This window comes from Aquamicrobium lusatiense, assembly GCF_014201615.1.
Classification (GTDB): domain Bacteria; phylum Pseudomonadota; class Alphaproteobacteria; order Rhizobiales; family Rhizobiaceae; genus Mesorhizobium; species Mesorhizobium lusatiense.
The window spans coordinates 1,915,419-1,936,478 of the sequence record NZ_JACHEU010000001.1; the positions used below are offsets into that span (position 1 = coordinate 1,915,419).

The following is a 21,060-nucleotide window of genomic DNA, read 5'->3' on the forward strand; positions in this document are numbered from 1 at the left end:
ATGCGGTGGTGCTCCGGCCTTTGTTCTTAGATCGCCCTGCGTCCATTCGGATCCACAAAGGACGATCTGAATTACAGATCGAGCATCGGAACAACCGAAAACCGGAGTCCACTTTTCGGACCGATGCTCCGGAAGAATGTCCGAGCCCGATTAAGCCCGGAAAGTAACCGAACCCCGGTTCACGTCAACATGCCTGTCTGGTCCTGCGATGAGGGCAGCAACAGGGGAACACGCAAACCGCGATGCCCGGATGTGCGCCGGACCGCAACGGAAGCGGTTTATTCCGGTATGCGGTAGGAAACCCAGCGGTCGTGTCGTGCCTGATAAATTTCGCCGGTGCGGGTCAGTTCGGGGCTGGCAAGCCCCACGATGCGCTGGGCGATCTCTGACGGATGCGGCAGAGTGTTGGGGTTTTCGCCGGGAACGGCAAGGGCGCGCATGGCGGTGCGGGTGGCGCCGGGATCGACCGCGTTGACGCGCAGCGGATAGTTGCGCGTCTCATCCGCCCATGAACGGACCATGGCTTCGACAGCCGCTTTCGACGCGGCGTAAGGTCCCCAGAAAGCCCGCGCGGAATGGGCGGCCCCCGAGGACAGCACGATGGCGCGGGCTGCATCCGACTGGCGCAGCAGTGGGTCGACGGAGCGGATCAGGCGCCATGTGGATGTGACGTTGACGGCCATAACCTTGTCGAACACCTTTGCCTCGACATGGCCGAGCGGGGCGATGACGCCCAGCACGCCGGCGTTGGCCACCATGATGTCGAGCTTGCCCCAGCGCTCATGAAGAGCGCCGCCGAGGCGGTCGATGCCCTCCATGTCGGTGAGGTCGAGCGGCACCAGCGTGGCTTCGCCTTTGCCTGTGCGGGCGTTTTCGGCCTTGATCTCGTCGTCCAGTTCCTCAAGCCCGCCCACAGTGCGGGCCACGGCAACGACATGCGCGCCGCGCTTTGCCAGTTCGCGCGAAAGAAAATAGCCGATGCCGCGCGAAGCGCCCGTCACAAGAGCCAGACGGCCCGTCAGGTCGATGCTCATGCCTGTCCTCTAAATGCGTGTAAGGAAATCAGCCGTTACTGGCCAGCAGCGAAAGCGTGTGCACATTGCTTTCGCCATCCTGATCGACGAGGCGGGTCGGATACTCGCCCGTGAAATAATGATCGGTGAAGGCGGGAGCCTCCGGGTCCCGTGGCTTGCCCCCTACGGCCCTGTAAAGTCCATCAATGGACAGGAAAGCCAGCGAATCCGCGCCGATGTAACGGCACATGGAGGCAAGGTCCTTATGCTGATTGGCGAGCAGCTTTTCGGCGTTAGGGGTGTCGATGCCGTAGAAATCCGGGTGGTAGATCATCGGGCTCGCCACGCGGATATGGACCTCTCTGGCGCCCGCGTCGCGGATCATCTGCACGATCTTGACCGATGTCGTGCCGCGCACGATGGAATCGTCGACCAGCACCACGCGCTTGCCTTCGATCATGGCGCGGTTGGCGGAATGCTTCAGCTTGACGCCAAGCGCTCTGATCTGTTGCGTCGGTTCGATGAAGGTGCGACCGACATAGTGGTTGCGGATGATGCCATATTCGAACGGGATGCCACTTGCCTGCGCGAAGCCGAGCGCGGCCGGCGTGCCGCCATCGGGCACCGGCACAACCACGTCGGCTTCGACAGGCGCTTCCTCTGCCAGGTTCGTGCCCATGTTCTTGCGCGCCACATAGACGCTGCGGCCGCCAACTACGGAATCCGGCCGGGCGAAATAGACATATTCGAACAGGCACAGCCGTTCGGGCTGCGGGTTTTCCGGCTTGATGCACTCGGTGGTGATAGATCCGTCCTTCTGGATTTCGCAGATGACGATTTCGCCGTTCTCCACGTCGCGGATATATTTCGCGCCGATGATGTCGAGAGCACAGGTTTCCGAGCAGAAGATCGGTTTTCCGTCCAGTTCACCCATCACCAGGGGACGGATGCCGACCGCATCGCGCGCGGCGATGAGCTTGGTGCGGGTCAGGGCGACCATGGCATAGCCGCCCTCGACCTGCCGGATGGCATCGACGAAACGCGCGCTGGAAGAGGTGTGACGCGAGCGGGCGATCATGTGAAGCACGACCTCAGTGTCGGAGGTCGCCTGAAAGATCGCGCCGGAAGCGATCAGTTGCCTGCGCAGGGCAAGGCCGTTGGTGAAGTTGCCATTGTGGGCAATGGCGATGCCGCCGACTTCCAGTTCCGCGAACAGTGGCTGCACATTGCGCAGGATGGTTTCGCCGGTGGTGGAATAGCGAACATGGCCGATGGCGCGGTCACCTGGCAGGCGGTGCAGGGTGGCAGCGTCCGTAAAATGATCGCCGACAAGACCCATATGGCGTTCGGAATGGAAGCGCCGGTTATGGTAGGAGACGATACCTGCCGCTTCCTGCCCGCGGTGCTGGAGAGCGTGCAGGCCAAGCGCGGTCAGCGCGGCGGCGTCCTCGTGGCCAAGAATGCCGAACACGCCGCATTCTTCGTGCAAATGATCATCGTCTTCGGCGACGAAAGCGCCAAGTCCATTTGCCATAAGCTCAAGCTCCGCTAAAGCCGGTATATAGAACCTGGGCCGCTCCGGGGCAATGTGGAAGTTTGCCCCGCCTCCCGGCCGCTTTTCTCAATCAGTTGGCGTCTTCAGCAGGCGGCGCACCGGCGCCGTCGTCCTCGCCTGTGCCGGAGGCGGCAGGTGCTTCCGGAGAGGGCGCTGTTGCAGCACCCGGTTCGGCTGCCTGTCCGTCACGGTGAAGACGCTTCAGTATAGCATTTTCGGGGTCTTCTGGCAGCAGGCTTTCGAGTTTTGCGCCAACAGATTCCAGCAAAGGCCGCGACTTGGCTTCGGCAATCCATGCCGGCGTGCGCTCGCCCGCAAGCCAGTTGAAGAACAGAAGGCCGACTGCGACCACCAGAATGCCGCGCGCTGCGCCGTAGAGGAAGCCCAGCGTGCGGTCGAGTGCGCCGATGCGCGAATCGATGATGAAATCCGCGATCTTCATGGTGATGAGGGTGACGAGGATCAGCGCGACCACGAACACGATCGCCGCAGCAGCGGCCATGGCAAACTTTTCGTTGTCGATATAGGGCTGCACATAGGGCAGAACGGGCTTGTAGAAGAAGAAGGCCGCCGCCGCCGCCGCTGCCCACGAGGCTATCGAAAGCACCTCGCGGGAAAAGCCGCGCACCATGGCCAGCATGGCGGAAACCAGAGTGAAGCCGACGAGAATTCCGTCAAGCAGCGTAATCGGCATGGTTCTCGCCCCACTTCATGGACCGTATCATTCATCGTCCGCAGCACGGCTGCGGCGTGAGCCGGCTATGCGTGCCACGAGGTCGGCAAGCTCGCCGGGCCGGAACGAACCGTCTCCCATGCCGCCGGAAACCTCCTCGCTGCCTCTGGATCTCGCCAGCGGCAGAACGGCATTTGCGAACCCCAGCTTTTCGGCTTCCTTGAGGCGCTGCTGCGCATGCGCAACCGGCCTTATGGCTCCCGAAAGGCTGATTTCGCCGAAATAGACGCAATCGGGCGGCAGGGCAAGACCGGTGAGGGAGGAAACCAGAGCGGCCGCCACGGCGAGATCCGCCGCCGGCTCCGAGATGCGATAGCCGCCCGCGACATTGAGGTAGACATCGTGCTGCGAGAACCGCACGCCGCAATGGGCTTCAAGCACGGCCAGCACCATCGACAGGCGCGCATTGTCCCAGCCGATCACGGCGCGGCGCGGCGTGCCCAGCGGCGAGGGGGCGACCAGCGCCTGGATCTCGACCAGAACCGGCCGCGTTCCTTCCATGCCGGCGAACACGGCAGCACCCGGTGCCTTGGCATGGCGCTCGCCGAGGAACAGTTCGGAGGGATTCGCCACCTCCCGCAGGCCCTTGTCGGACATCTCGAACACGCCGATCTCGTCGGTCGGCCCGAAACGGTTCTTCACCGTGCGCAGGATGCGGTAGTGATGGCCGCCTTCGCCCTCGAAATAGAGCACCCCGTCCACCATGTGCTCGACGACGCGCGGGCCGGCGATCTGCCCTTCCTTGGTGACGTGGCCGACCATGACGATGGCTGCCCCCGTCGACTTGGCGTAGCGGATCAGCGCCTGAGCCGAAGCGCGCACCTGCGTGACCGTGCCGGGGGCCGAATCGGCAAGGTCGGTCCACAGCGTCTGGATTGAATCGAGGATCACCAGATCCGGCCTCCGGCCGTCGGCGATGGTGGCCAGAATGTCCTCGACATTGGTCTCGGCGGCGAGCTCCACAGGAGCCTTGGCGACGCCGAGCCTTTGCGCGCGCAGCCGGATCTGGGCGACGGCTTCTTCGCCCGATACATAGACGATGCGGTGTCCCTGGCTGGCGAGTGCCGCCGCTGCCTGCGTCAGCAATGTCGATTTCCCGATGCCGGGGTCGCCGCCCACCAGCAGGGCCGAACCGCGCACGAAGCCGCCGCCGGTGGCGCGATCAAGCTCGCCAATGCCGGAAACGATACGCGGAGCATCCTCGATGTCACCGTCGAGCGAGGTGAGGGTGACGGCGCGCCCCTTGCGCGTGCTGCGCAGGGATGCAGGTCCCGCGCCGATGCCGCCCGCCGTACCTTCCTCGATCAGCGTGTTCCATTCGCCGCAGGAATCGCACTTGCCGGCCCAGCGCTGGTGCACCGCGCCGCAATTCTGGCAGATGAACTGGGTGCGTGGCGCCTTAGCCATGCGGAGCGCTCCTCTTCAGGAGGCCGCAGCCTGTCGCCGCCGGATGGAGAGCGTGGAGCAAAACCCTACTCGAACCTCTCCGGCAGGTGGCTTTCTTCCGCCAGATCGAAGAAGCGCGTGAACTGACCTTCGAAGCCCAGCGAAACCGTGCCCGTCGGTCCGTGACGCTGCTTGGCGATGATCACCTCCGCCTTGCCGCGCACTTCGTTCATGGCGCCTTCCCACTTGATGTATTCCTCGGTGCCGAGCTTAGGTTCCTGATTCTTCAGGTAATATTCTTCACGGTACACGAACATCACAACGTCCGCGTCCTGCTCGATCGAGCCCGATTCGCGCAGGTCCGAAAGCTGCGGGCGCTTGTCGTCGCGGTTTTCGACCTGACGCGAGAGCTGTGAGAGCGCGATGATGGGAACGTTGAGTTCCTTGGCCAGCGCCTTCAGGCCGGTGGTGATTTCCGTCACTTCCTGCACACGCCCCTGACTGGCCTTGGCGGAAGAGCCCTGCATCAGCTGAATATAGTCGATGATGATGACATCGAGGCCGCGCTGGCGCTTGAGCCGGCGCGCGCGCGCGGCAAGCTGGGCGATGGAAATGCCGCCGGTGGAATCGATGAACAGCGGAATGCGCTGCAGCGTCTGGGTGCAGTTGACCAGCTTGTCGAAATCGGCCTCGGTCAGATCACCGCGGCGGATCTTGGAGGAGGGCACTTCCGCCTGCTCGGAAATGATACGCGTCGCGAGCTGCTCGGCCGACATTTCGAGGGAGAAGAAGCCGATCACGCCACCGTTCTTGGCCTTGAACGAGCCATCCGCCTGTTGCTCCGGCTGATAGGCATCGGCGATATTGAAGGCGATGTTGGTGACAAGCGAGGTCTTGCCCATACCCGGGCGGCCGGCCAGCACGATCAGGTCGGACTGCTGAAGGCCGCCCATGCGTTTGTCGAGATCGCGCAACCCGGTCGCGACACCGGAGAGCCCGCCATCTCGCATATAGGCGGCGCTGGCCATGTCGATGGCCGTCTTCAGCGCGGTTGAGAAATCCTCGAAGCCACCATCGTAACGGCCGGTTTCGGCCAGTTCGAACAGGCGTCGTTCCGCCTCCTCGATCTGGGAGGACGGCGACATGTCCACCGGCGCGTCATAAGCGACGTTGACCATATCCTCGCCGACGGTGATCAGTGCGCGGCGCGTGGCCAGATCATAGATGGCGCGTCCATAGTCAGCGGCGTTGATGACGGTCACCGCTTCCGCAGCCAGCCGGGCGAGGTACTGAACCACCGTCATGTCGCCCACCTTCTCGTCGGCAGGCAGGAAGGTTTTCATCGTCACCGGGTTGGCCATCTTGCCCATCCGGATGAGCTCGGATGCGACCTCGAAGATCTTGCGGTGCAGGGGCTCGTAGAAGTGGTTCGCTTTCAGGAAATCCGAAACGCGATAAAATGCGTCGTTGTTGACCAGCATGGCGCCAAGCAAAGCCTGCTCGGCCTCAATGTTATTGGGTGCCTCGCGATAGAGCGGCGTTTCTGCCGCAGCCAGTTTGCGTGCTGCCTCTGCCATGATTCCCTCGGGTTGCCGATGTCTGTGGTTAGCAGACGAAGGATCGCCTGAGTCCATCTCTTCCCGACAATCTGTCCGCTACGCCCGTGATCCACAGCCTGTACGCGCCATCCACAGGGGAGGCCGGCGAAAGGTGGGTTTCCGGCAGAATCAGGTTGACTCGGGAACGAGACGGAAATTTTAACAGCCGCCGCCGAACGTATCAAGAACATGCCGCTCAGTCGGTAAGGGCATCGCCCCAGTCGGCGCGCTTCGCTCTTTTGAAAGTCTCGCCGTTGCGTTTGGTGAACAGCCTTGTCGCGACACTGCCGTCCGGGCAGCAAAGCTTCAGCTCGACCTTTCCGGAGCCTGCCCTCTGCGGCGCAAGAACACGCATCGTCTGTGATTCGCCGTCGGGCCTGTGACGGGAAACGGCAATATAGGCGAATTTCTCATCTTCCCACGGAACCTCCGCATCCTTGGCAAGGCGGTGAATGCGCGAGCGCGCGACTCGGCGCGAAAAATGGCACCAGTCAGGCGAGGTGAGCGGGCACGGAGCGGCGTGGACGCAGGGCGCCAGAACATGTGCGCCGGCTTCGATCAGCCGTGCGCGGCAGGCGAGGATGCGCTGCCATCCGGCCGGGGTGCCGGGCTCGACGATCAGCAGCGTATCGGCTGCAAGCCTCCAGAGCTGGTCAACCAGAGACACACGGGCAGGCGGTTCAAGTTCGTCCAGAACATAGGCGCAGGTTACAAGATCGGCGGGCGCAAGATCGCTGAGGTTCCGGGTCGCGTCACCGCTTTTCCACTCGCTTTCAAAGGGCAGGTGGCCGGCGAGATTCTGACCCATGCGCCGCGCGGGTTCGCTGGCTTCCAGAAGTGTCGCATGGCTCAGATCCGGCCAAGTGTCGGCTGCCGCCCAAAGCGCCGTTCCGGGGCCGGAACCGATGTCAAGCAGAGAGGCGGGCGACCAGTCGGGGCGGGCCGCGGCGATGGCGTCGCAGCTGGCCCAGACAGCGGCATAGGTGGCTGGCAGGCGGGTTGCCAGATAGGCTTTCACCGCGAGATCTTCCGACATGTGCAGGCGACCGTCACGCAGTTCTGCACGGTAGCGTTCGGAAAGCCGGCGCGCGGCCTGTTTCAGCACATCGATTGGCGTGTCTTCGAGAAGCGCATCGACAGCGGCTCTGAGTTGCGACGGCAGTTGCACGCTCAGGCCCCGCGCGGCGCGAACAGGATCAGCGAGGCGCCCGCAAGGCAGATGAGCGCGCCCGCGACATCCCATTTGTCTGGCCGCAGACCTTCCGCGAACCACAGCCAGCCCAGCGAAGCGGCGATGTAGATGCCGCCATAGGCAGCATAGGTGCGCCCTGCCGCTACGCTTTCCACCTGCGCGAGCAGCCACGCAAACAGCACGAGCGAAAGGATTCCCGGAACGAGCCAGAGCGCGGATTTACCAAGTTTCCACCACGCCCAGAAAGCGAAGCAGCCGGCGATCTCGGCAAGGGCGGCAGCGGCGTAGATCACATAGATCATGGAGGAATTCCGATGATGGGTATCAGCCCCTATTCATCGCAATTCCTCCATTTTACAACCCCGCTCAAGGATATCTGCGCAGCGGGCCGGGTTATTTTCCGCCGGAAACGCGGCGTTTTGCCGTTGGCTTCGCTGCCGGCTTCTTTGCTGGTGCATCCGGGCTATGCGCCTTTTCGTGCATTTCCAGCGCCTTTTCGCACTTGGACATGTAGTCGCGCGTGATCGGCAGGGCATCGTTCTTGCGGGTGAGCTGGATCTGGAAATTGACCAGATCCTGCCACCGGAACGAGGCTTCCGAGCCCGAAAGGTAAAATTCCCACATGCGGCAGAAGCGCTCGTCGTAGATGTCCTTCACCTTGTCGCGATTGGCGAGGAAACGCTCGCGCCAGTGCTTGAGTGTCTCGGCATAGTGCAGGCGCAGGATCTCAACATCGGTGATCGCCAGTCCGGACTTTTCGATCGCGGGCATGATCTCGGACAGAGCGGGAATGTAGCCACCGGGGAAAATGTGCTTGCGGATGAAGGCATTCGTCGTGGTCGGCGGAGCCGTGCGCCCGATCGTGTGCAGCAGCATCACGCCGTCAGGCTTCAGCAATGTGGCGCATTTGTCGAAGAAGGTCTGGTACTGGGTGATGCCGACATGCTCGAACATGCCGACCGAGACGATGCGGTCGAACCGTTCCGAAAGATCGCGGTAGTCGCGGATTTCAAAATGCACATGCCGGTCGAGTCCCTGCGCCTGCGCGCGCTCGGTCGCGACGTGATGCTGTTCATTGGATAAGGTAACGCCCAGAACGTCGGTCTCAAAAGCCCTGGCGATATAGAGACTGAGGCCACCCCAGCCACAACCGATGTCGAGCACGGTCTGGCCGGGCTTTATGCGCAGTTTGGCCGCGATATGCCGCTTCTTGGCGAGTTGTGCCTCTTCGAGAGACATGTCCGGCCGCTCGAAATAGGCGCAGGAATACTGCATGTCGTCGTCGAGGAAGAGTTTGTAGAGCTCGCCTGAAAGATCGTAGTGGTGCTCGACATTCTTCTTGGATCGGCGGTGCGTGTTGAATTGCTGCAACGGGCGGAAGGCGAGACGCGCGGTGTTGAGCAGCTTGCCCCAGTTCGAATCGGTCCAGGAGATGCCCATGTTCTGGTAGACCAGATGCAGGAAGCTCAGCACGTCGCCTTCGACGAAGTCGAGTTCCTGCTCCATGAAGGCTTCTGGAATGGCGAGTGACGGATGCAGGGCGATAGCGCGCTCCGCCCGTCTGGTGTGAATGACCACATGGGTCTTGGTGCCCGTTCCGTCGCCAAAGGTCCGGGTTGCGCCGTTGGGTCCGGTCACGGTCAAAGTCCCGGTGTGGACGATCTTCTCGATTATGCGTTGCAGAAGAATATTCATCGCCAGCCTCTTCCTGCGCGAATCCTGCGGCCGGAAACTGGCGCGGGGGATCGCTCTTTGCCAAAGAGTTGGACGGCTTCATCGCTACACTGGAACGATGGAACGGTCCAAGACAGCACTGATATGCAATCTTGCAGAAATGATTCCGGTTTGAAAAGTTCCAATGTGGCACAAAAAAACCCGGGCAGAGCCCGGGTTCTTGGTCCAGATTGAGCTGGAAGGCGAAGCTTACGCTTCTTCCTCACCCTCTTCGAACTCTTCGTTCGGGTCGAAGAAGTTGTCCGGACGGGCATTTTCGTTGATGTCGTCGCCATAGATGGCTTCGGCAGTCGTCAGCAGCTCGCCGCGGGACTGACGCTCGGCTTCGTCGGTCGAACGCGCGATGTTGAGCGTGATCGTGACCTCGACTTCCGGGTGCAGCGCGATGGCGATGTTGGTCAGACCGATGGTCTTGATCGGATGATTGAGCTCGACCTGGTTGCGGGCGACGTTGAAGCCTTCGTCAGCCAGGAAATCGGCGATGTCGCGGGTCGACACCGAACCGTAGAGCTGACCGGTTTCACCGGCGGAGCGCACGACGATGAAGGTGGTGCCGTCGAGCTTCTCGGCAACGGCCTCGGCTTCGGTCTTGCGTTCGAGGTTGCGGGCTTCCAGCGTGACGCGCTGGGCTTCGAACTTCTTCTTGTTGGCTTCGTTGGCGCGCAGGGCCTTGCCCTTCGGCAGAAGGAAGTTGCGTGCGAAACCGTCCTTGACCTTGACGGTGTCGCCCATCTGGCCGAGGCGCGCGATGCGTTCGAGGAGGATGACGTCCATGTGCTGTCCTTTCAGACCTGTGATCTGGCCGTGCAACGGCCGATTGAATCGGGGACAGTCAGGGAAAGCCGGTGGTGCATCGGCACCTTGTTCGCTGTCCTGCCTGTCCAAGGCAGTTAGGGACCGAAACGGACCCAACCCGGGATTTTCATGCGTCTCAAACGTGCCCGTCACGAATGAGAGGAGCGGACGGTGAACCGTCCGCTCCGGAAGTTCTTAGCGCACCAGATAAGGCAGCAGGCCGAGGAAGCGGGCGCGCTTGATCGCCTTGGCGAGCTCACGCTGCTTCTTCTGGCTGACGGCGGTGATGCGCGAAGGCACGATCTTGCCGCGCTCGGAAATGTAGCGCTGCAGCAGACGCACGTCCTTGTAGTCGATCTTCGGAGCATTGGCGCCGGAGAACGGGCAGGTCTTGCGGCGGCGATGGAACGGACGCCGGGTCGGGATCTGGTTGATGTCGACCATCGATTACTCTCCTTCGCCTTCGCGGGGACGACGCGGGCCACGGTCGCCACGATCACCGCCACGGTCGCGATCACCACCACGGTCACGGTCGCCAAAGCGGGGACGGTCACCGAAATTGCCGCGCTCGGAGCGCTCTTCGCGCTTCTGCATCATGGCGGAGGCGCCTTCCTCGTGCTGCTCGACCTTGATGGTCATGAAGCGCAGGATGTCTTCCGACAGGCCCATCTGGCGCTCCAGCTCGTTCAGAGCTGCGGGCGGGCAGGTGAGGTCCATCAGCGTGTAATACGCCTTGCGGTTCTTGTTGATGCGGTAGGTGAGGGACTTCAGTCCCCAGTTCTCAACCCGGCCAACCGAGCCGCCGCCTTCGGAGATGATGCCCTTGAAACGTTCAACGAGCTCATCGACCTGCTGCTGCGACAGATCCTGCCGGGCAAGAAACACATGTTCGTAAAGAGCCATAGTCTTGCCTTTCTTCGTTTCTCTCCCGGTTCCCGACGGCTAAGCCTCTGCAACTTCTCTTGACCCGAAACGGGGAAGAAAGGAGCATGGACGAGACGGTCGAGAGCGGAGACACGGGAGGCAGAAGCGCTTCAGGCTTCCTGTCGATGGCTCTCACGAACCAGCGGCCCTCCGTTCAGCCCCCAATCGGGACCGGCAGATTGAGCGCGTCTATAAAGCAAAACGGCGCGAACACAACCCCGGCCATTCGTTATCGGGCATGAAATGCCGTCAAATCAGCCTTGTCAGCCTTGCAGAGCCCCGATCCATGGATGTCCGGGATGAACCAGATCAAGGCATCGCTTCAGCCATTCCTTTTCGGAGGCGTCCATCCGGGGCAGGGCTCCCGCAAAGTCCGCTTCATCCTTTGCCCGCATGTGCTTTGCCTTGAACAGCAGCACGATTGCCGGCTTCAGGTAAGGCAGGCCGTCCGGGGTGATTGCGAAAGCTTCGCTGCGTGGGCGGCTGATGCGGACATCGCGCCGGCAGACCCACATGTCAGCGTCACCCGGTTCCAGCATCATGTCGGTGCGCCAGCAGTGTTCTGCTGTGTCCAGACACCATATCTGGAACACGTCCGGCCCTGGCTCGCGATGCGCAGGCAGAAGCTCTACGGTTCCGCTGAACGCGGTGCAGAACTGCAACGGCAACAGCGCCCTGCGAAAAAGCGGCAAGTCGCTGCGGATGATTGTGAACTCTATATCTTCATGGTCCCGGGTCTGGCGGCCATGCCACAAATCCAGCGCCCATCCCCCGGCTATGCACCACGGGGCTTTCACATCGCGGAGTTTTTCCGCAAGTTCATGCGGTTGCCACGGTTGCCATGCGTCGTGGGGAGGCAGATCCGGGGTGGTCACCCGGTACGGATCCTGAACAGCAGCCGGCCGATCGACAGCACCATATAAGCGCCGAAGAACAGGGCGAGCGACCAGCCGAAGCCGGGCGGGCCGAACAGATCCATGCCGATACCGATGGCCTGCGGCCCCAGCACCATGCCGATGCCGTAGCACAGCACGAAGGCGGCGTTGGCGGATGCCAGTTCATGGCCTGAAAGCTGCGAGCCCAGATGGGCGAGACCCACCGTGTAGAGCGCGGCGACAACGCCGCCCCACAGGAAGAGCAGCCCCGCCATGAGGTGCCAATTCTGCGCGAACAGCGGCATGAAGGCCGTTCCCACCATGCCGACGCTGGCGCACAGCAAAAGCAGGTAACGACGGTCCGACACCTTGTCGCTGAGCATGCCGATCGGGATCTGCAAAAGCACGTTGCCAAGTCCGATCATGGTCAAAAGCAGTGCCGCATCGGCCTCGGAATATCCGATCCGGCTTCCGTAAACCGGGAAAAGGGCAAAGCCGCCTGTTTCGACCGCGCCGAACACCAGAACCGCGGCGGTGGCCGTGGGCACCAGCCAGATGTAGCGCAGGAAACCGGTTTTCGTCTCACCATCGCGGTGAATGGGCGGGCTTTCGTTGCGCGCTGCAATGATCGGGATGGCGGCGAGTGCGACAAGCGCCACCGTGGTGCCGAACGGCATGAAGCCGGTGCTTCCGAGCTTGGAGAAAATCCACGGGCCGGCGGCGAAACCGAGGGAAAGCACTGTGGCGTAGATGCCCAGCACCAGACCCCGTCGGTGCGGCGGCGCAGAAGTGCTGATCCAGAATTCGGAAAGGATGAAAAGCACTGTGAGCGAAAGGTGCAGCAGCGCGCGCAGCGGAAACCACATCCAGAAATAGGGCACGAAATAGAAGCCGGTGAAGGCAAGCGCGCCAGTGGTGATCATGGCGAGCATCGTCCAGGCCACGCCGAATCGGGCGGCGAGCGGTGTGGCCAGCGGCGCCGCTGCAATGGAGGCGATGCCGGCGATCGCCGTGTTAAGCCCGATCATCGAGGCCGAATAGCCTCTCGTTTCCAGAATGACCGACAGAAGCGGCATTCCAAGGCCGATGGCGATGCCGACAACGCTGATTGCCGAGATCGCGGCGATCATTGGAAGCCATTGCACCCGCTCGTCGTCGCGGGTTTCCACCTGTGCGGTCATTGCAGGATCATCCTGCATGCAGGCAGCGGGCTGCATCCGGACAGGAGAGGGAAGCAGTGAAACGGCAACGCAGGCACCCCGGTCAAAGCAGATCGCGCACGAAGCGATTGTTGAGCATTCGGTAGAAAGGCACGGGCCCGCCGGGGCTCAGTCGCGGGTCGCCGGCCAGCCTTTGCTGCACCTCTCCCAGAATCGTGCGGGTGATGGCCGGCACATCCGCCGCGCGCGCTTCATCGAGCGAAAGCCAGACAAGCTCTTCCAGTTCGTTGGTCGGTCCGCCTTGTGGAAGCTCCACGGCCACGTCATCGCGAAAGGCTGCCAGAAAGCGCGTATCGAAGCGGCGGACCCTTCCGGGCGGTGTGATGGCGCGCGCCACAAAGCGAAGCCCGGTGAGAGAGGGCATGACACCGTGTTCGGCAAAGCCTTGCCAGTCCGGGCGTGACGTGGAGAACGACCCCTTGTTGCCGATCAGCAGCCCGGCTTCCTCGTAAGTTTCGCGGATCGCCGACAAGGCGATGGCGCGTGCGCGCGTCGGCGTGGTGCGGCTTGCGCGAACCGTCAGCTTGGCTTCTTCCTCGGGATGCAGTCCGTCGGCGACAAGGACGCGGCCGTCGCTGGGATCCGTGCGTCCGCCCGGAAAGACGAATTTCCCCGGCATGAAGACGTGGCTGGAGTGGCGCCTGCCCATCAGCACGCGGAATTCTCCGCCCTGCCGGTCGAGAAGAAGAAGGGTGGCCGCGTCACGCGGGCGCAGGGGAGGCGCCTTCGTTTCCATCTCGGCACCTTCCACCTTGTCGACTTCAGCTTTGCTCATGCCCTGCATGCAACGCACCTAGCCGAAAGCCGCCCATTACGAAAGAGCCGTTTTCGCATTTGCCATTGCACCAGTCGACGGACCTGACGGACCGAAGGCCCTAATGTTCCGGATGCGGCTCAAGCTGGTCCGGCTCATCGCCAAAGCCATGCATGTAAAAGGCCCATTGCAGCCCGATGACCGCGCCTTTGATCGGCTGCAGGAACAACAGGGCGAGGATCAGGGTGAGCGGCGCCCAGACGGCGAAATGTGCCCACATCGGCCACACATAGCGCATTTCAACCGCCATGAAGCCGGCAATGACGATATGGCCGACCACCACGATATCGAGATAGGCCGGAAGGTCGTCCGCCCGGTGATGGCTGATTTCCTCGCCGCAGACCGAGCATGTGTCGACGGATTTCACATAAGCGCGAAAAAGCTTGCCTTCGCCGCAGGCGGGGCATCGGCCAAGAAAACCCCGCTTCATGGCCTCGCCAACCGGCCGTGTCGGCCGTTGCGGCTTGCTGTCGCCGCCGAAAACCTGCTGTTCGGTGCTGCCTGTCGTCATGTCATCGTCTCCTGCCGCGCGAACCTGACCTGTTTTTCAGGGCGCGGATACGGCCTTTCGCCTTGTGATACGACCGGGTGGAGCCTGACAGAGGCTTGGGTTCGCTCAACATCTCGAAGCGCATGGCTCCGGCCATTGGCGCTACATCGACGAGACGGACCTCGACATTGTCCGCGAGCTGATAACCTTTGCCGCTTCGTTCTCCAAACAGCGATCGTGCCGTTTCGTCGTATATATAGTAATCCCCTCCCAGGGACGACACCGGGATGAAACCATCTGCGCCAAATTGCGGCAACTGGACAAAAAGTCCCGCTTTCGTGACGCCCGAAATACGGGCCTGAAAACTCTCGTTGATATGTTCCGCCAGATGCGCCGCAATCAGGCGATCCACGGTTTCGCGCTCTGCCGCCATGGCCCGCCGCTCTGCGGTAGAGATGAGGGCGGCGATCTCGGCAAGCTGCGACTCCTCGTCACGGGTGAGCCCGCCCTGTCCAAGTCCGAGCGCGCCGATCAGCGCACGATGCACGATCAGATCGGCATAGCGGCGGATCGGAGAGGTGAAATGCGCGTATCGTTTCAGGTTGAGGCCGAAATGGCCGATATTGTCCTGCGTGTATATGGCCTGGCTTTGCGTGCGCAGCACGACTTCGTTGACCAGCGCGTCGTTGTCGGTCCCGCGCACCTGCTCCAGAAGCCCGTTGAACTGGGAGGGGCGCATCTGCGCACCGCGCGCCAGTGACAGTCCGATGCTTTGCAGGAATTCGCGCAACGCCTCCTGCTTGGCGAGCGAGGGCCCGTCATGGGTGCGGTAGATCAGCGGCTGTTTTTTGCCCTCAAGCGTTTCCGCCGCGGACACATTGGCCTGGATCATGAACTCCTCGATCAGCTTATGAGCGTCGAGGCGCTCCGGCACGATCACGCGGTCGACGGTGCCGTCTTCCTTGAGGATGATCTTGCGCTCCGGCAGGTCGAGTTCGAGCGGCTGGCGATGTTCGCGACCTCGCTTCAGCACCGCATAGGCTTCCCAGAGCGGCTTCAGCACCGTGTCGAGCAGCGGCCCGGTCTTGTCATCCGGCGTGCCGTCAATGGCCGCCTGAGCCTGCGGATAGGCGAGCTTCGCCGCCGATTTCATCATCACGCGATGGAAGGAATGGCGCACCTTGCGGCCTTCGGCCGAAAAGGTCATGCGAACCGCCATTGCAGGCCGCTCCTCGCCCTCACGCAGCGAGCACAGATCGTTGGAGATGCGCTCGGGCAGCATCGGCACGACACGATCGGGAAAATAGACCGAATTGCCGCGCTTCAGGGCCTCGCGGTCGAGCGCGGAGGCCGGCGTCACATAGGCCGCCACATCGGCGATCGCCACGGTGACGATCACCCCGCCGGGGTTCTTCTCGTCACTGTCAGGTTCGGCGAAAACCGCGTCGTCATGGTCCTTTGCATCGGCTGGATCGATAGTCACGAGCGGGAGGGTGCGCCAGTCTTCACGGCCTTCGGTCCGGACTTCCTTCAGTGCCTGCACCTCAGTCAGCACGTCTGCCGGGAAGATATGGGGAATGTCATGGGCGTGGATGGCGATCATCGAGACCGCCTTTTCGTTCAGCGGCGAGCCCAGAACGGAGATGACCTTCGCCTTGGGCAGGCCATAGCGCGGCGTGCGTGAAGGCTCGACCTCAACCAGATCGCCATTGTTGGCGCCGTTGCGGAATTCCTTGTCGACGATGAGTTCCGGCTGGCGCCGTTCGACCGGCTCGATGCGGAACGTACCATCGGAAAGCGTGCGGAAGATGCCGAGCACGGCCTGCGCGCGCTTCTCGAATATCTTGATGATCCGCGCGGTATAGGCCGGGCCTTCCTCCTTGCCGGTGGAGAAGGTTTTGGCCAGCACACGGTCGCCGATGCCGGGAGCCGGCCCGCCGCGCGGCGGCTTTATGGCAACCGTGGGAGAATTCCCGTTTTCATCCTGCTCGGCCGGCCGGGCCAGAAGTCCGCCGTCTTCATCGCGTGCGAATATGTCGAGAACGGCGATGGTGGGAAGATTGCCGGGGCGCGACAGCCGCTTGCGCTTCTTCTCCAGAAGCCCTTCGTCTTCGAGGTCGCGCAGCATATCCTTCAGCCATACGCGGTCGTCGCCACGCAGGGCGAACGCCTTTGCAATCTCGCGCTTGCCTGAACTGTCGGGATTTTCGGCGATGTAGCGAAGGATTTCGTCACGCGAGGGGCGATACTGGTCCTTTGTCCCGCGCCGCGTGTCACCGGCGCGGGGATCGCCGTGGTTTCTTCCGGAGATCCCTCGCGCCAAGCTTCTATTCCTTCTTCTTTGCTGCGGTTTTTTTGGCCGCCGTAGTCTTCTTTGCCGCCGCCGCCTTCTTCGGTGCCGCCGCCTTGCGGGCCGGTTTCTTCGCCCCGCCGCCCTTGGCTTCCTTTTCAGCGATCAGCACAAGCGCTTCTTCCAGCGTGATCGCCTGAGGGTCCTTGCCCTTGGGCAGGGTGGCGTTGATCTTGCCGAAGTTCACATAGGGCCCGTAACGGCCGTCGCGAACCGTGATTTTGCCGCCGCCGTCGGGGTGGTCGCCCAGTTCCTTGAGGGCGGAAGCCGCGGCACCGCCGCGTGCACCACGTCCCTTGGACTGCTTTTCCGCCAGAACCGTGACGGCGCGGTTGAGGCCGATGGTGAACACGTCCTCGATGGTATCCACATTGGCGTAGGTGCCATCATGCAGGATGAAAGGCCCATAGCGCCCGAGACCTGCCGAGATCATCTTTCCGGTCTCGGGATGGTTGCCGACTTCGCGCGGCAGCGCCAGCAGCGCCAGAGCCTTCTCAAGGTCGATCGACGGAGCCGACCAGCCCTTGGGCAGGCTGGAGCGCTTGGCTTCCTTGCCGTCGCCGCGCTGCACATAGGGGCCGAAGCGCCCGGTGCGCAGGGTGACTTCCTCCTGCGTTTCGGGATCGGTGCCCAGAACCCTGTTGCCGTTCTCCATGCCGCCGGCTTCCGCGTCGCCTTCGCCGTTTTCTCCGAACTGGCGCGTATAGCCGCATTCGGGATAGTTCGAGCAGCCGACGAAGGCGCCGTATCTGCCGAGCTTCAGCGACAGGTTGCCGGTGCCGCATTTCGGGCAGATGCGCGGGTCCGATCCGTCCTCACGCGCCGGGAACAGCAACGGGGCGAGGTCGTCGTTGAGCGCGTCGATAACATCCGAAACGCGCAGTTCCTTGATGTCGTCGACCGAGGCCGAAAAATCGTTCCAGAAGTCGCGCAGAACGTCCTTCCACTCGAGCTTTCCGTCGGAAATCTCATCCAGCTTCTCTTCCAGCGAGGCCGTGAAGTCGTATTCGACATATTTGTCGAAGAAGCTTTCAAGGAAGGCAGTGACGATGCGGCCCTTGGAATGCGGGATCAGCCTACGCTTGTCGATGGTGACATATTCGCGGTCTTCCAGCGTCTTCAGCGTGGCCGCATAGGTGGAAGGGCGGCCGATGCCGAGTTCTTCCAGCTTCTTGATGAGCGCGGCTTCCGAATAGCGCGGCGGCGGCTCGGTCGAGTGCTGCGTGGCGTTGATCGCCTCGCGCGCCAGTTCCTCGCCGGAGCGGATTTCGGGCAGGCGACGATTGTCCTCGTCTTCCGAATCCTCTTCCTTCTGGTCGGTATAAGCCGCGATGAAGCCGTCGAAGCGGATGACGGAACCGACGGCGCGCAGACCGGCGGTCTTCGCACCGTTGACCGCCTCGATCTCGACGGTGGTGCGCTCGATCTCGGCAGGATTCATCTGGCTGGCGATGGCGCGCTTCCAGATCAGCTCGTAGAGGCGGGCCTGATCCGCATCCAGATATTGGCGCACGGAGGCCGGCGTGCGGAAGAAGTCGGTCGGGCGGATCGCCTCGTGCGCTTCCTGCGCGTTCTTGGCCTTGGTTGTGTAGTAGCGCGGCTTTTCCGGCAGGTACTTGTCGCCGAACTCCTTGCCGATCGCAGCGCGGGCGGCCGAGATTGCCTCGGGCGCCATCTGCACGCCGTCGGTTCTCATATAGGTAATGAGACCAGCCGTTTCGCCGCCAATGTCCATGCCTTCATACAGGCGCTGCGCGACCTGCATGGTGCGGTTGGCGGAAAAGCCGAGGCGCGAGGACGCCGCCTGCTGCAGCGTCGACGTGGTGAAGGGTGGGGCAGGGTTGCGCTTTGTCGGCTTGGCTTCCACCGAAACCGCGTTGAAACGCGCGCCTTCCAGCATCGCTTTGATACCGTCGGCCTGGCTTTTGTTCTTGATGTCGAGCTTCTGCAGCTTCTTGCCTTCATAGGCAGTCAGCCGGGCCTCGAAGCTGTCCTTACGCGGCGTATCGAGAATGGCCGCGATGTTCCAGTATTCTTCGCGAATGAAGCGCTCGATCTCGGCTTCACGGTCGCAGACGAGGCGCAGCGCCACCGACTGCACGCGGCCGGCAGAGCGTGCGCCGGGCAGCTTGCGCCACAGCACGGGAGAGAGCGTAAAGCCGACCAGATAGTCGAGCGCGCGCCGCGCCAGATAGGCATCCACCAGCGGCGTATCGATCTGGCGCGGATTGGCCATGGCATCGAGCACGGACTGCTTGGTGATGGCGTTGAAGACCACCCGGCTGACCGGCTTGTCCTTCAGCACCTTTTTCGCCCGCAGAACATCGAGCACATGCCAGGAAATGGCTTCACCCTCGCGATCCGGGTCGGTTGCGAGGATCAGGCCATCGGCGTCCTTGACCGCCTTGGCAATGTCGGCGAGGCGCTTGGCGGACGCCCCGTCCACCGCCCAGGACATGGCGAAGTCCTCGTCCGGGCGAACCGATCCGTCCTTGGCGGGAAGGTCGCGGACATGGCCAAAGGAAGCCAGAACCTTATAGTTGCGACCAAGATATTTGTTGATTGTCTTCGCCTTTGCGGGCGACTCGACGACGACGACGTCCATATTTACCGTGTATGCTGGGTCTGCGGCGGGGAATGTTTCCTGTGACCGCGACGGGAAAATCTTCAGGTACCGTCAAATGGCCGTGCTTTCGCGCCGGGTCAAGGGGCAGGGCAAAAACACATGCATGAGCAACTATCAACTTGGGGTTGTAAATAAAATTAAGTTGCACTTTTTAATATATGAGGCATAAGAATAGAACATCTTGGCAACAGAGATGGCCGGGCGGGTTCGGGGGATCTATCTTTCAGATTGGTCCTGGAGGCACCGGAAAGGAGGGCGCGTGTCAACGCACTATGTGTATGGACGGAGACGGACCGAAACTCTGGATTATCTGCAATCCATGCTGGGGCAGCTTCGGGCGATGGCGGAGGCCGAGCGCTGCGATATGCTGACCTATCTGATCGAGATGGCTTACATTGAAGCCAGTGACATCATTCGTGGCGAACGCCCGGTCAATATGCAGCAGGCAAGGCGCAAGGATGCGTCGTAACATTTACTGTGCAACAGATATGGCGGTTTACTGCCGGTGAATTTTTCCTGCGAGATTCAGTTCGGGACTTAGCGGCAGGATATTCGCAGCATGCTGGCCGCTGGGTTAATTTGCCGCAACGCCGGTCAGGCAGAAGCTTTCTCATAGCGTAGATCGCAATTGGGCAACTGGACGAGCAGGCCAGAGGCCCACGCCCCTTTGGCCAGAGAACACTTTACGGTTTCGATGACGCAGCACTCGCCGTCCTGCAATTTCTGCCGGAAAAGCGGATTCCTTCCTCGTAAGCTGAATTTCGAAAGACCTTATGGACACCGGCTTTGCCCGTCGTCACAGGGCCGGAAGCACATATTTTCTGCTTCCCGCAGTTGCCTGCATTGGCAGCTGAAGCGTGCGAGATCGCGTCGCACCCGTCTTTACCAATGCGACGAGACGGGGTTTGTTGCGGTCGCGCCGCACCCTTTTCAACCTGCCACGAAATGGTGATTGGAGAGCCTCGTCACCCGCGGCTATAGGCGCGTATCGGACAGGAATGCAGGATATGGCACTGGACATCGGATATGTGAGCGCGGTCGGGGCCGGTGCGCTGTCTTTTCTCTCGCCATGTGTCCTGCCGCTGGTTCCACCCTATCTGTGCTACATGGCCGGCGTTTCGGTCGACGATTTTCGCGGCGACCAGGCCGTGGCTGCAAAAGCTGGAGCGCGTGCGCCCTTGTTGGCGGCGTCGCTCGCTTTCGTGCTCGGTTTCTCAACCGTCTTCGTCGCGCTTGGAGCCGGCGCTTCGACGATCGGCCGCCTGCTCAGGGTGTGGCAGGAGCCGCTGGCCATGGCCGCCGGCGTGCTGATCATCATCATGGGCCTGAACTTCCTCGGCCTTATCCGCATTCCGCTGTTGTCGCGCGAGGCGCGCTTTCAGAGCCAGGGCAAGCCCGCCAGCGCCATTGCCGCCTATGTCATGGGGTTGGCGTTCGCCTTCGGTTGGACACCATGCATCGGTCCGGTGCTGGGGCCGATCCTCACCCTTGCCGGGGGACGCGACACCGTGGGCGAGGGCGCCTTGCTGCTCGCCGCCTATTCGCTCGGCCTTGGCATCCCTTTCCTCATCGCTGCGATGTTCTCAGGCGCATTCATGCGCTTTCTCGGGCGCTTCAGGGTGCATCTCGGCAGGGTCGAGAAGGTCATCGGCGCGCTGCTGGTGATCGCGGGCATCTTCTTCCTTACCGGCGGTGTGCAGACGCTGGCGTTCTGGCTGCTGGAAACCTTTCCTGTTCTGGGCAGGCTGGGTTGAT

19 protein-coding genes are annotated in these 21,060 nt (G+C 62.1%); 2 read left to right on the forward strand and 17 right to left on the reverse strand.

Annotated features, from left to right (window positions below; genetic code table 11):
- Positions 1 to 278: 278 nt before the first annotated feature.
- From HNR59_RS09140 to topA, 17 genes are all read right to left on the reverse strand, one after another.
- Positions 279 to 1,034, reverse strand: a complete 756-nt coding sequence (locus HNR59_RS09140; protein ID WP_183828930.1) for an SDR family NAD(P)-dependent oxidoreductase — start codon at positions 1,032 to 1,034, stop codon at positions 279 to 281.
- A gap of 28 nt (positions 1,035 to 1,062) precedes the next feature.
- The gene (purF, locus tag HNR59_RS09145; protein ID WP_183828933.1) at positions 1,063 to 2,547 is read right to left on the reverse strand and encodes an amidophosphoribosyltransferase; all 1,485 of its coding nucleotides are present in this window, start codon (positions 2,545 to 2,547) and stop codon (positions 1,063 to 1,065) included.
- Between the two features lie 91 nt (positions 2,548 to 2,638).
- Positions 2,639 to 3,262, reverse strand: a complete 624-nt coding sequence (locus tag HNR59_RS09150) for a CvpA family protein (RefSeq protein WP_183828936.1) — start codon at positions 3,260 to 3,262, stop codon at positions 2,639 to 2,641.
- A gap of 27 nt (positions 3,263 to 3,289) precedes the next feature.
- Positions 3,290 to 4,708, reverse strand: a complete 1,419-nt coding sequence (radA, locus tag HNR59_RS09155) for a DNA repair protein RadA (RefSeq protein WP_183828939.1) — start codon at positions 4,706 to 4,708, stop codon at positions 3,290 to 3,292.
- Positions 4,709 to 4,773: 65 nt separating this feature from the next.
- Complete coding sequence (locus tag HNR59_RS09160; protein ID WP_183828942.1) at positions 4,774 to 6,264, reverse strand: replicative DNA helicase; 1,491 nt, start codon at positions 6,262 to 6,264, stop codon at positions 4,774 to 4,776.
- A 217-nt stretch (positions 6,265 to 6,481) separates the two neighbouring features.
- Positions 6,482 to 7,453: a small ribosomal subunit Rsm22 family protein gene (locus HNR59_RS09165; protein ID WP_183828945.1), complete on the reverse strand. Its 972-nt coding sequence runs from the start codon at positions 7,451 to 7,453 to the stop codon at positions 6,482 to 6,484.
- 2 nt (positions 7,454 to 7,455) lie between these two features.
- Positions 7,456 to 7,779, reverse strand: a complete 324-nt coding sequence (locus tag HNR59_RS09170; protein WP_183828948.1) for a YnfA family protein — start codon at positions 7,777 to 7,779, stop codon at positions 7,456 to 7,458.
- Positions 7,780 to 7,870: 91 nt separating this feature from the next.
- A complete protein-coding gene (locus HNR59_RS09175) occupies positions 7,871 to 9,172 on the reverse strand; it encodes a cyclopropane fatty acid synthase (protein ID WP_183828951.1) in 1,302 nt (433 codons plus the stop codon).
- A gap of 228 nt (positions 9,173 to 9,400) precedes the next feature.
- Positions 9,401 to 9,985: a 50S ribosomal protein L9 gene (gene rplI / locus HNR59_RS09180; protein WP_183828954.1), complete on the reverse strand. Its 585-nt coding sequence runs from the start codon at positions 9,983 to 9,985 to the stop codon at positions 9,401 to 9,403.
- A gap of 216 nt (positions 9,986 to 10,201) precedes the next feature.
- On the reverse strand, positions 10,202 to 10,450 hold the full coding sequence (gene rpsR / locus HNR59_RS09185) for a 30S ribosomal protein S18 (RefSeq protein ID WP_035025637.1): 249 nt from the start codon (positions 10,448 to 10,450) through the stop codon (positions 10,202 to 10,204).
- 3 nt (positions 10,451 to 10,453) lie between these two features.
- Entirely contained in the window at positions 10,454 to 10,909 is a 456-nt protein-coding gene (gene rpsF, locus HNR59_RS09190; protein WP_183828957.1) for a 30S ribosomal protein S6, read from the reverse strand.
- Between the two features lie 284 nt (positions 10,910 to 11,193).
- The gene (locus HNR59_RS21035) at positions 11,194 to 11,805 is read right to left on the reverse strand and encodes a nucleotidyltransferase domain-containing protein (protein ID WP_425488634.1); all 612 of its coding nucleotides are present in this window, start codon (positions 11,803 to 11,805) and stop codon (positions 11,194 to 11,196) included.
- Entirely contained in the window at positions 11,802 to 12,986 is a 1,185-nt protein-coding gene (locus HNR59_RS09200; RefSeq protein WP_183828962.1) for an MFS transporter, read from the reverse strand. The genes HNR59_RS21035 and HNR59_RS09200 overlap by 4 nt, the downstream gene beginning before the upstream one ends.
- Positions 12,987 to 13,068: 82 nt before the next feature.
- A complete protein-coding gene (locus HNR59_RS09205; RefSeq protein WP_183828965.1) occupies positions 13,069 to 13,809 on the reverse strand; it encodes an NUDIX hydrolase in 741 nt (246 codons plus the stop codon).
- A 91-nt stretch (positions 13,810 to 13,900) separates the two neighbouring features.
- On the reverse strand, positions 13,901 to 14,350 hold the full coding sequence (locus HNR59_RS09210; RefSeq protein WP_183828968.1) for a DUF983 domain-containing protein: 450 nt from the start codon (positions 14,348 to 14,350) through the stop codon (positions 13,901 to 13,903).
- A 1-nt stretch (position 14,351) separates the two neighbouring features.
- Positions 14,352 to 16,652, reverse strand: a complete 2,301-nt coding sequence (gene rnr / locus HNR59_RS09215; RefSeq protein WP_183828971.1) for a ribonuclease R — start codon at positions 16,650 to 16,652, stop codon at positions 14,352 to 14,354.
- A 4-nt stretch (positions 16,653 to 16,656) separates the two neighbouring features.
- The gene (topA, locus tag HNR59_RS09220; RefSeq protein WP_183828974.1) at positions 16,657 to 19,284 is read right to left on the reverse strand and encodes a type I DNA topoisomerase; all 2,628 of its coding nucleotides are present in this window, start codon (positions 19,282 to 19,284) and stop codon (positions 16,657 to 16,659) included.
- Positions 19,285 to 19,564: 280 nt separating this feature from the next.
- Here topA and HNR59_RS09225 point away from each other — a divergent pair, with 280 nt between their 5' ends.
- Together HNR59_RS09225 and HNR59_RS09230 are read left to right on the forward strand one after the other, a co-directional pair.
- On the forward strand, positions 19,565 to 19,774 hold the full coding sequence (locus HNR59_RS09225) for a hypothetical protein (protein ID WP_183831613.1): 210 nt from the start codon (positions 19,565 to 19,567) through the stop codon (positions 19,772 to 19,774).
- A gap of 538 nt (positions 19,775 to 20,312) precedes the next feature.
- Positions 20,313 to 21,059, forward strand: a complete 747-nt coding sequence (locus HNR59_RS09230) for a cytochrome c biogenesis CcdA family protein (protein ID WP_183828977.1) — start codon at positions 20,313 to 20,315, stop codon at positions 21,057 to 21,059.
- The last annotated feature ends 1 nt before the right edge of the window (position 21,060 follow it).

Bases quoted from the DNA above. Each gene is read 5' to 3' on its own strand.
- purF (WP_183828933.1), bottom strand. From the start codon at position 2,547: ATGGCAAATGGACTTGGCGCTTTCGTCGCCGAAGACGATGATCATTTG.
- HNR59_RS09200 (WP_183828962.1), bottom strand. From the start codon at position 12,986: ATGACCGCACAGGTGGAAACCCGCGACGACGAGCGGGTGCAATGGCTT.
- HNR59_RS09170 (WP_183828948.1), bottom strand. From the start codon at position 7,779: ATGATCTATGTGATCTACGCCGCTGCCGCCCTTGCCGAGATCGCCGGC.
- HNR59_RS09230 (WP_183828977.1), top strand. From the start codon at position 20,313: ATGGCACTGGACATCGGATATGTGAGCGCGGTCGGGGCCGGTGCGCTG.
- HNR59_RS09140 (WP_183828930.1), bottom strand. From the start codon at position 1,034: ATGAGCATCGACCTGACGGGCCGTCTGGCTCTTGTGACGGGCGCTTCG.
- radA (WP_183828939.1), bottom strand. From the start codon at position 4,708: ATGGCTAAGGCGCCACGCACCCAGTTCATCTGCCAGAATTGCGGCGCG.
- rplI (WP_183828954.1), bottom strand. From the start codon at position 9,985: ATGGACGTCATCCTCCTCGAACGCATCGCGCGCCTCGGCCAGATGGGC.
- HNR59_RS09210 (WP_183828968.1), bottom strand. From the start codon at position 14,350: ATGACGACAGGCAGCACCGAACAGCAGGTTTTCGGCGGCGACAGCAAG.
- rpsF (WP_183828957.1), bottom strand. From the start codon at position 10,909: ATGGCTCTTTACGAACATGTGTTTCTTGCCCGGCAGGATCTGTCGCAG.
- HNR59_RS09205 (WP_183828965.1), bottom strand. From the start codon at position 13,809: ATGCAGGGCATGAGCAAAGCTGAAGTCGACAAGGTGGAAGGTGCCGAG.
- topA (WP_183828974.1), bottom strand. From the start codon at position 19,284: ATGGACGTCGTCGTCGTCGAGTCGCCCGCAAAGGCGAAGACAATCAAC.
- HNR59_RS09160 (WP_183828942.1), bottom strand. From the start codon at position 6,264: ATGGCAGAGGCAGCACGCAAACTGGCTGCGGCAGAAACGCCGCTCTAT.
- HNR59_RS09150 (WP_183828936.1), bottom strand. From the start codon at position 3,262: ATGCCGATTACGCTGCTTGACGGAATTCTCGTCGGCTTCACTCTGGTT.
- rpsR (WP_035025637.1), bottom strand. From the start codon at position 10,450: ATGGTCGACATCAACCAGATCCCGACCCGGCGTCCGTTCCATCGCCGC.
- HNR59_RS09175 (WP_183828951.1), bottom strand. From the start codon at position 9,172: ATGAATATTCTTCTGCAACGCATAATCGAGAAGATCGTCCACACCGGG.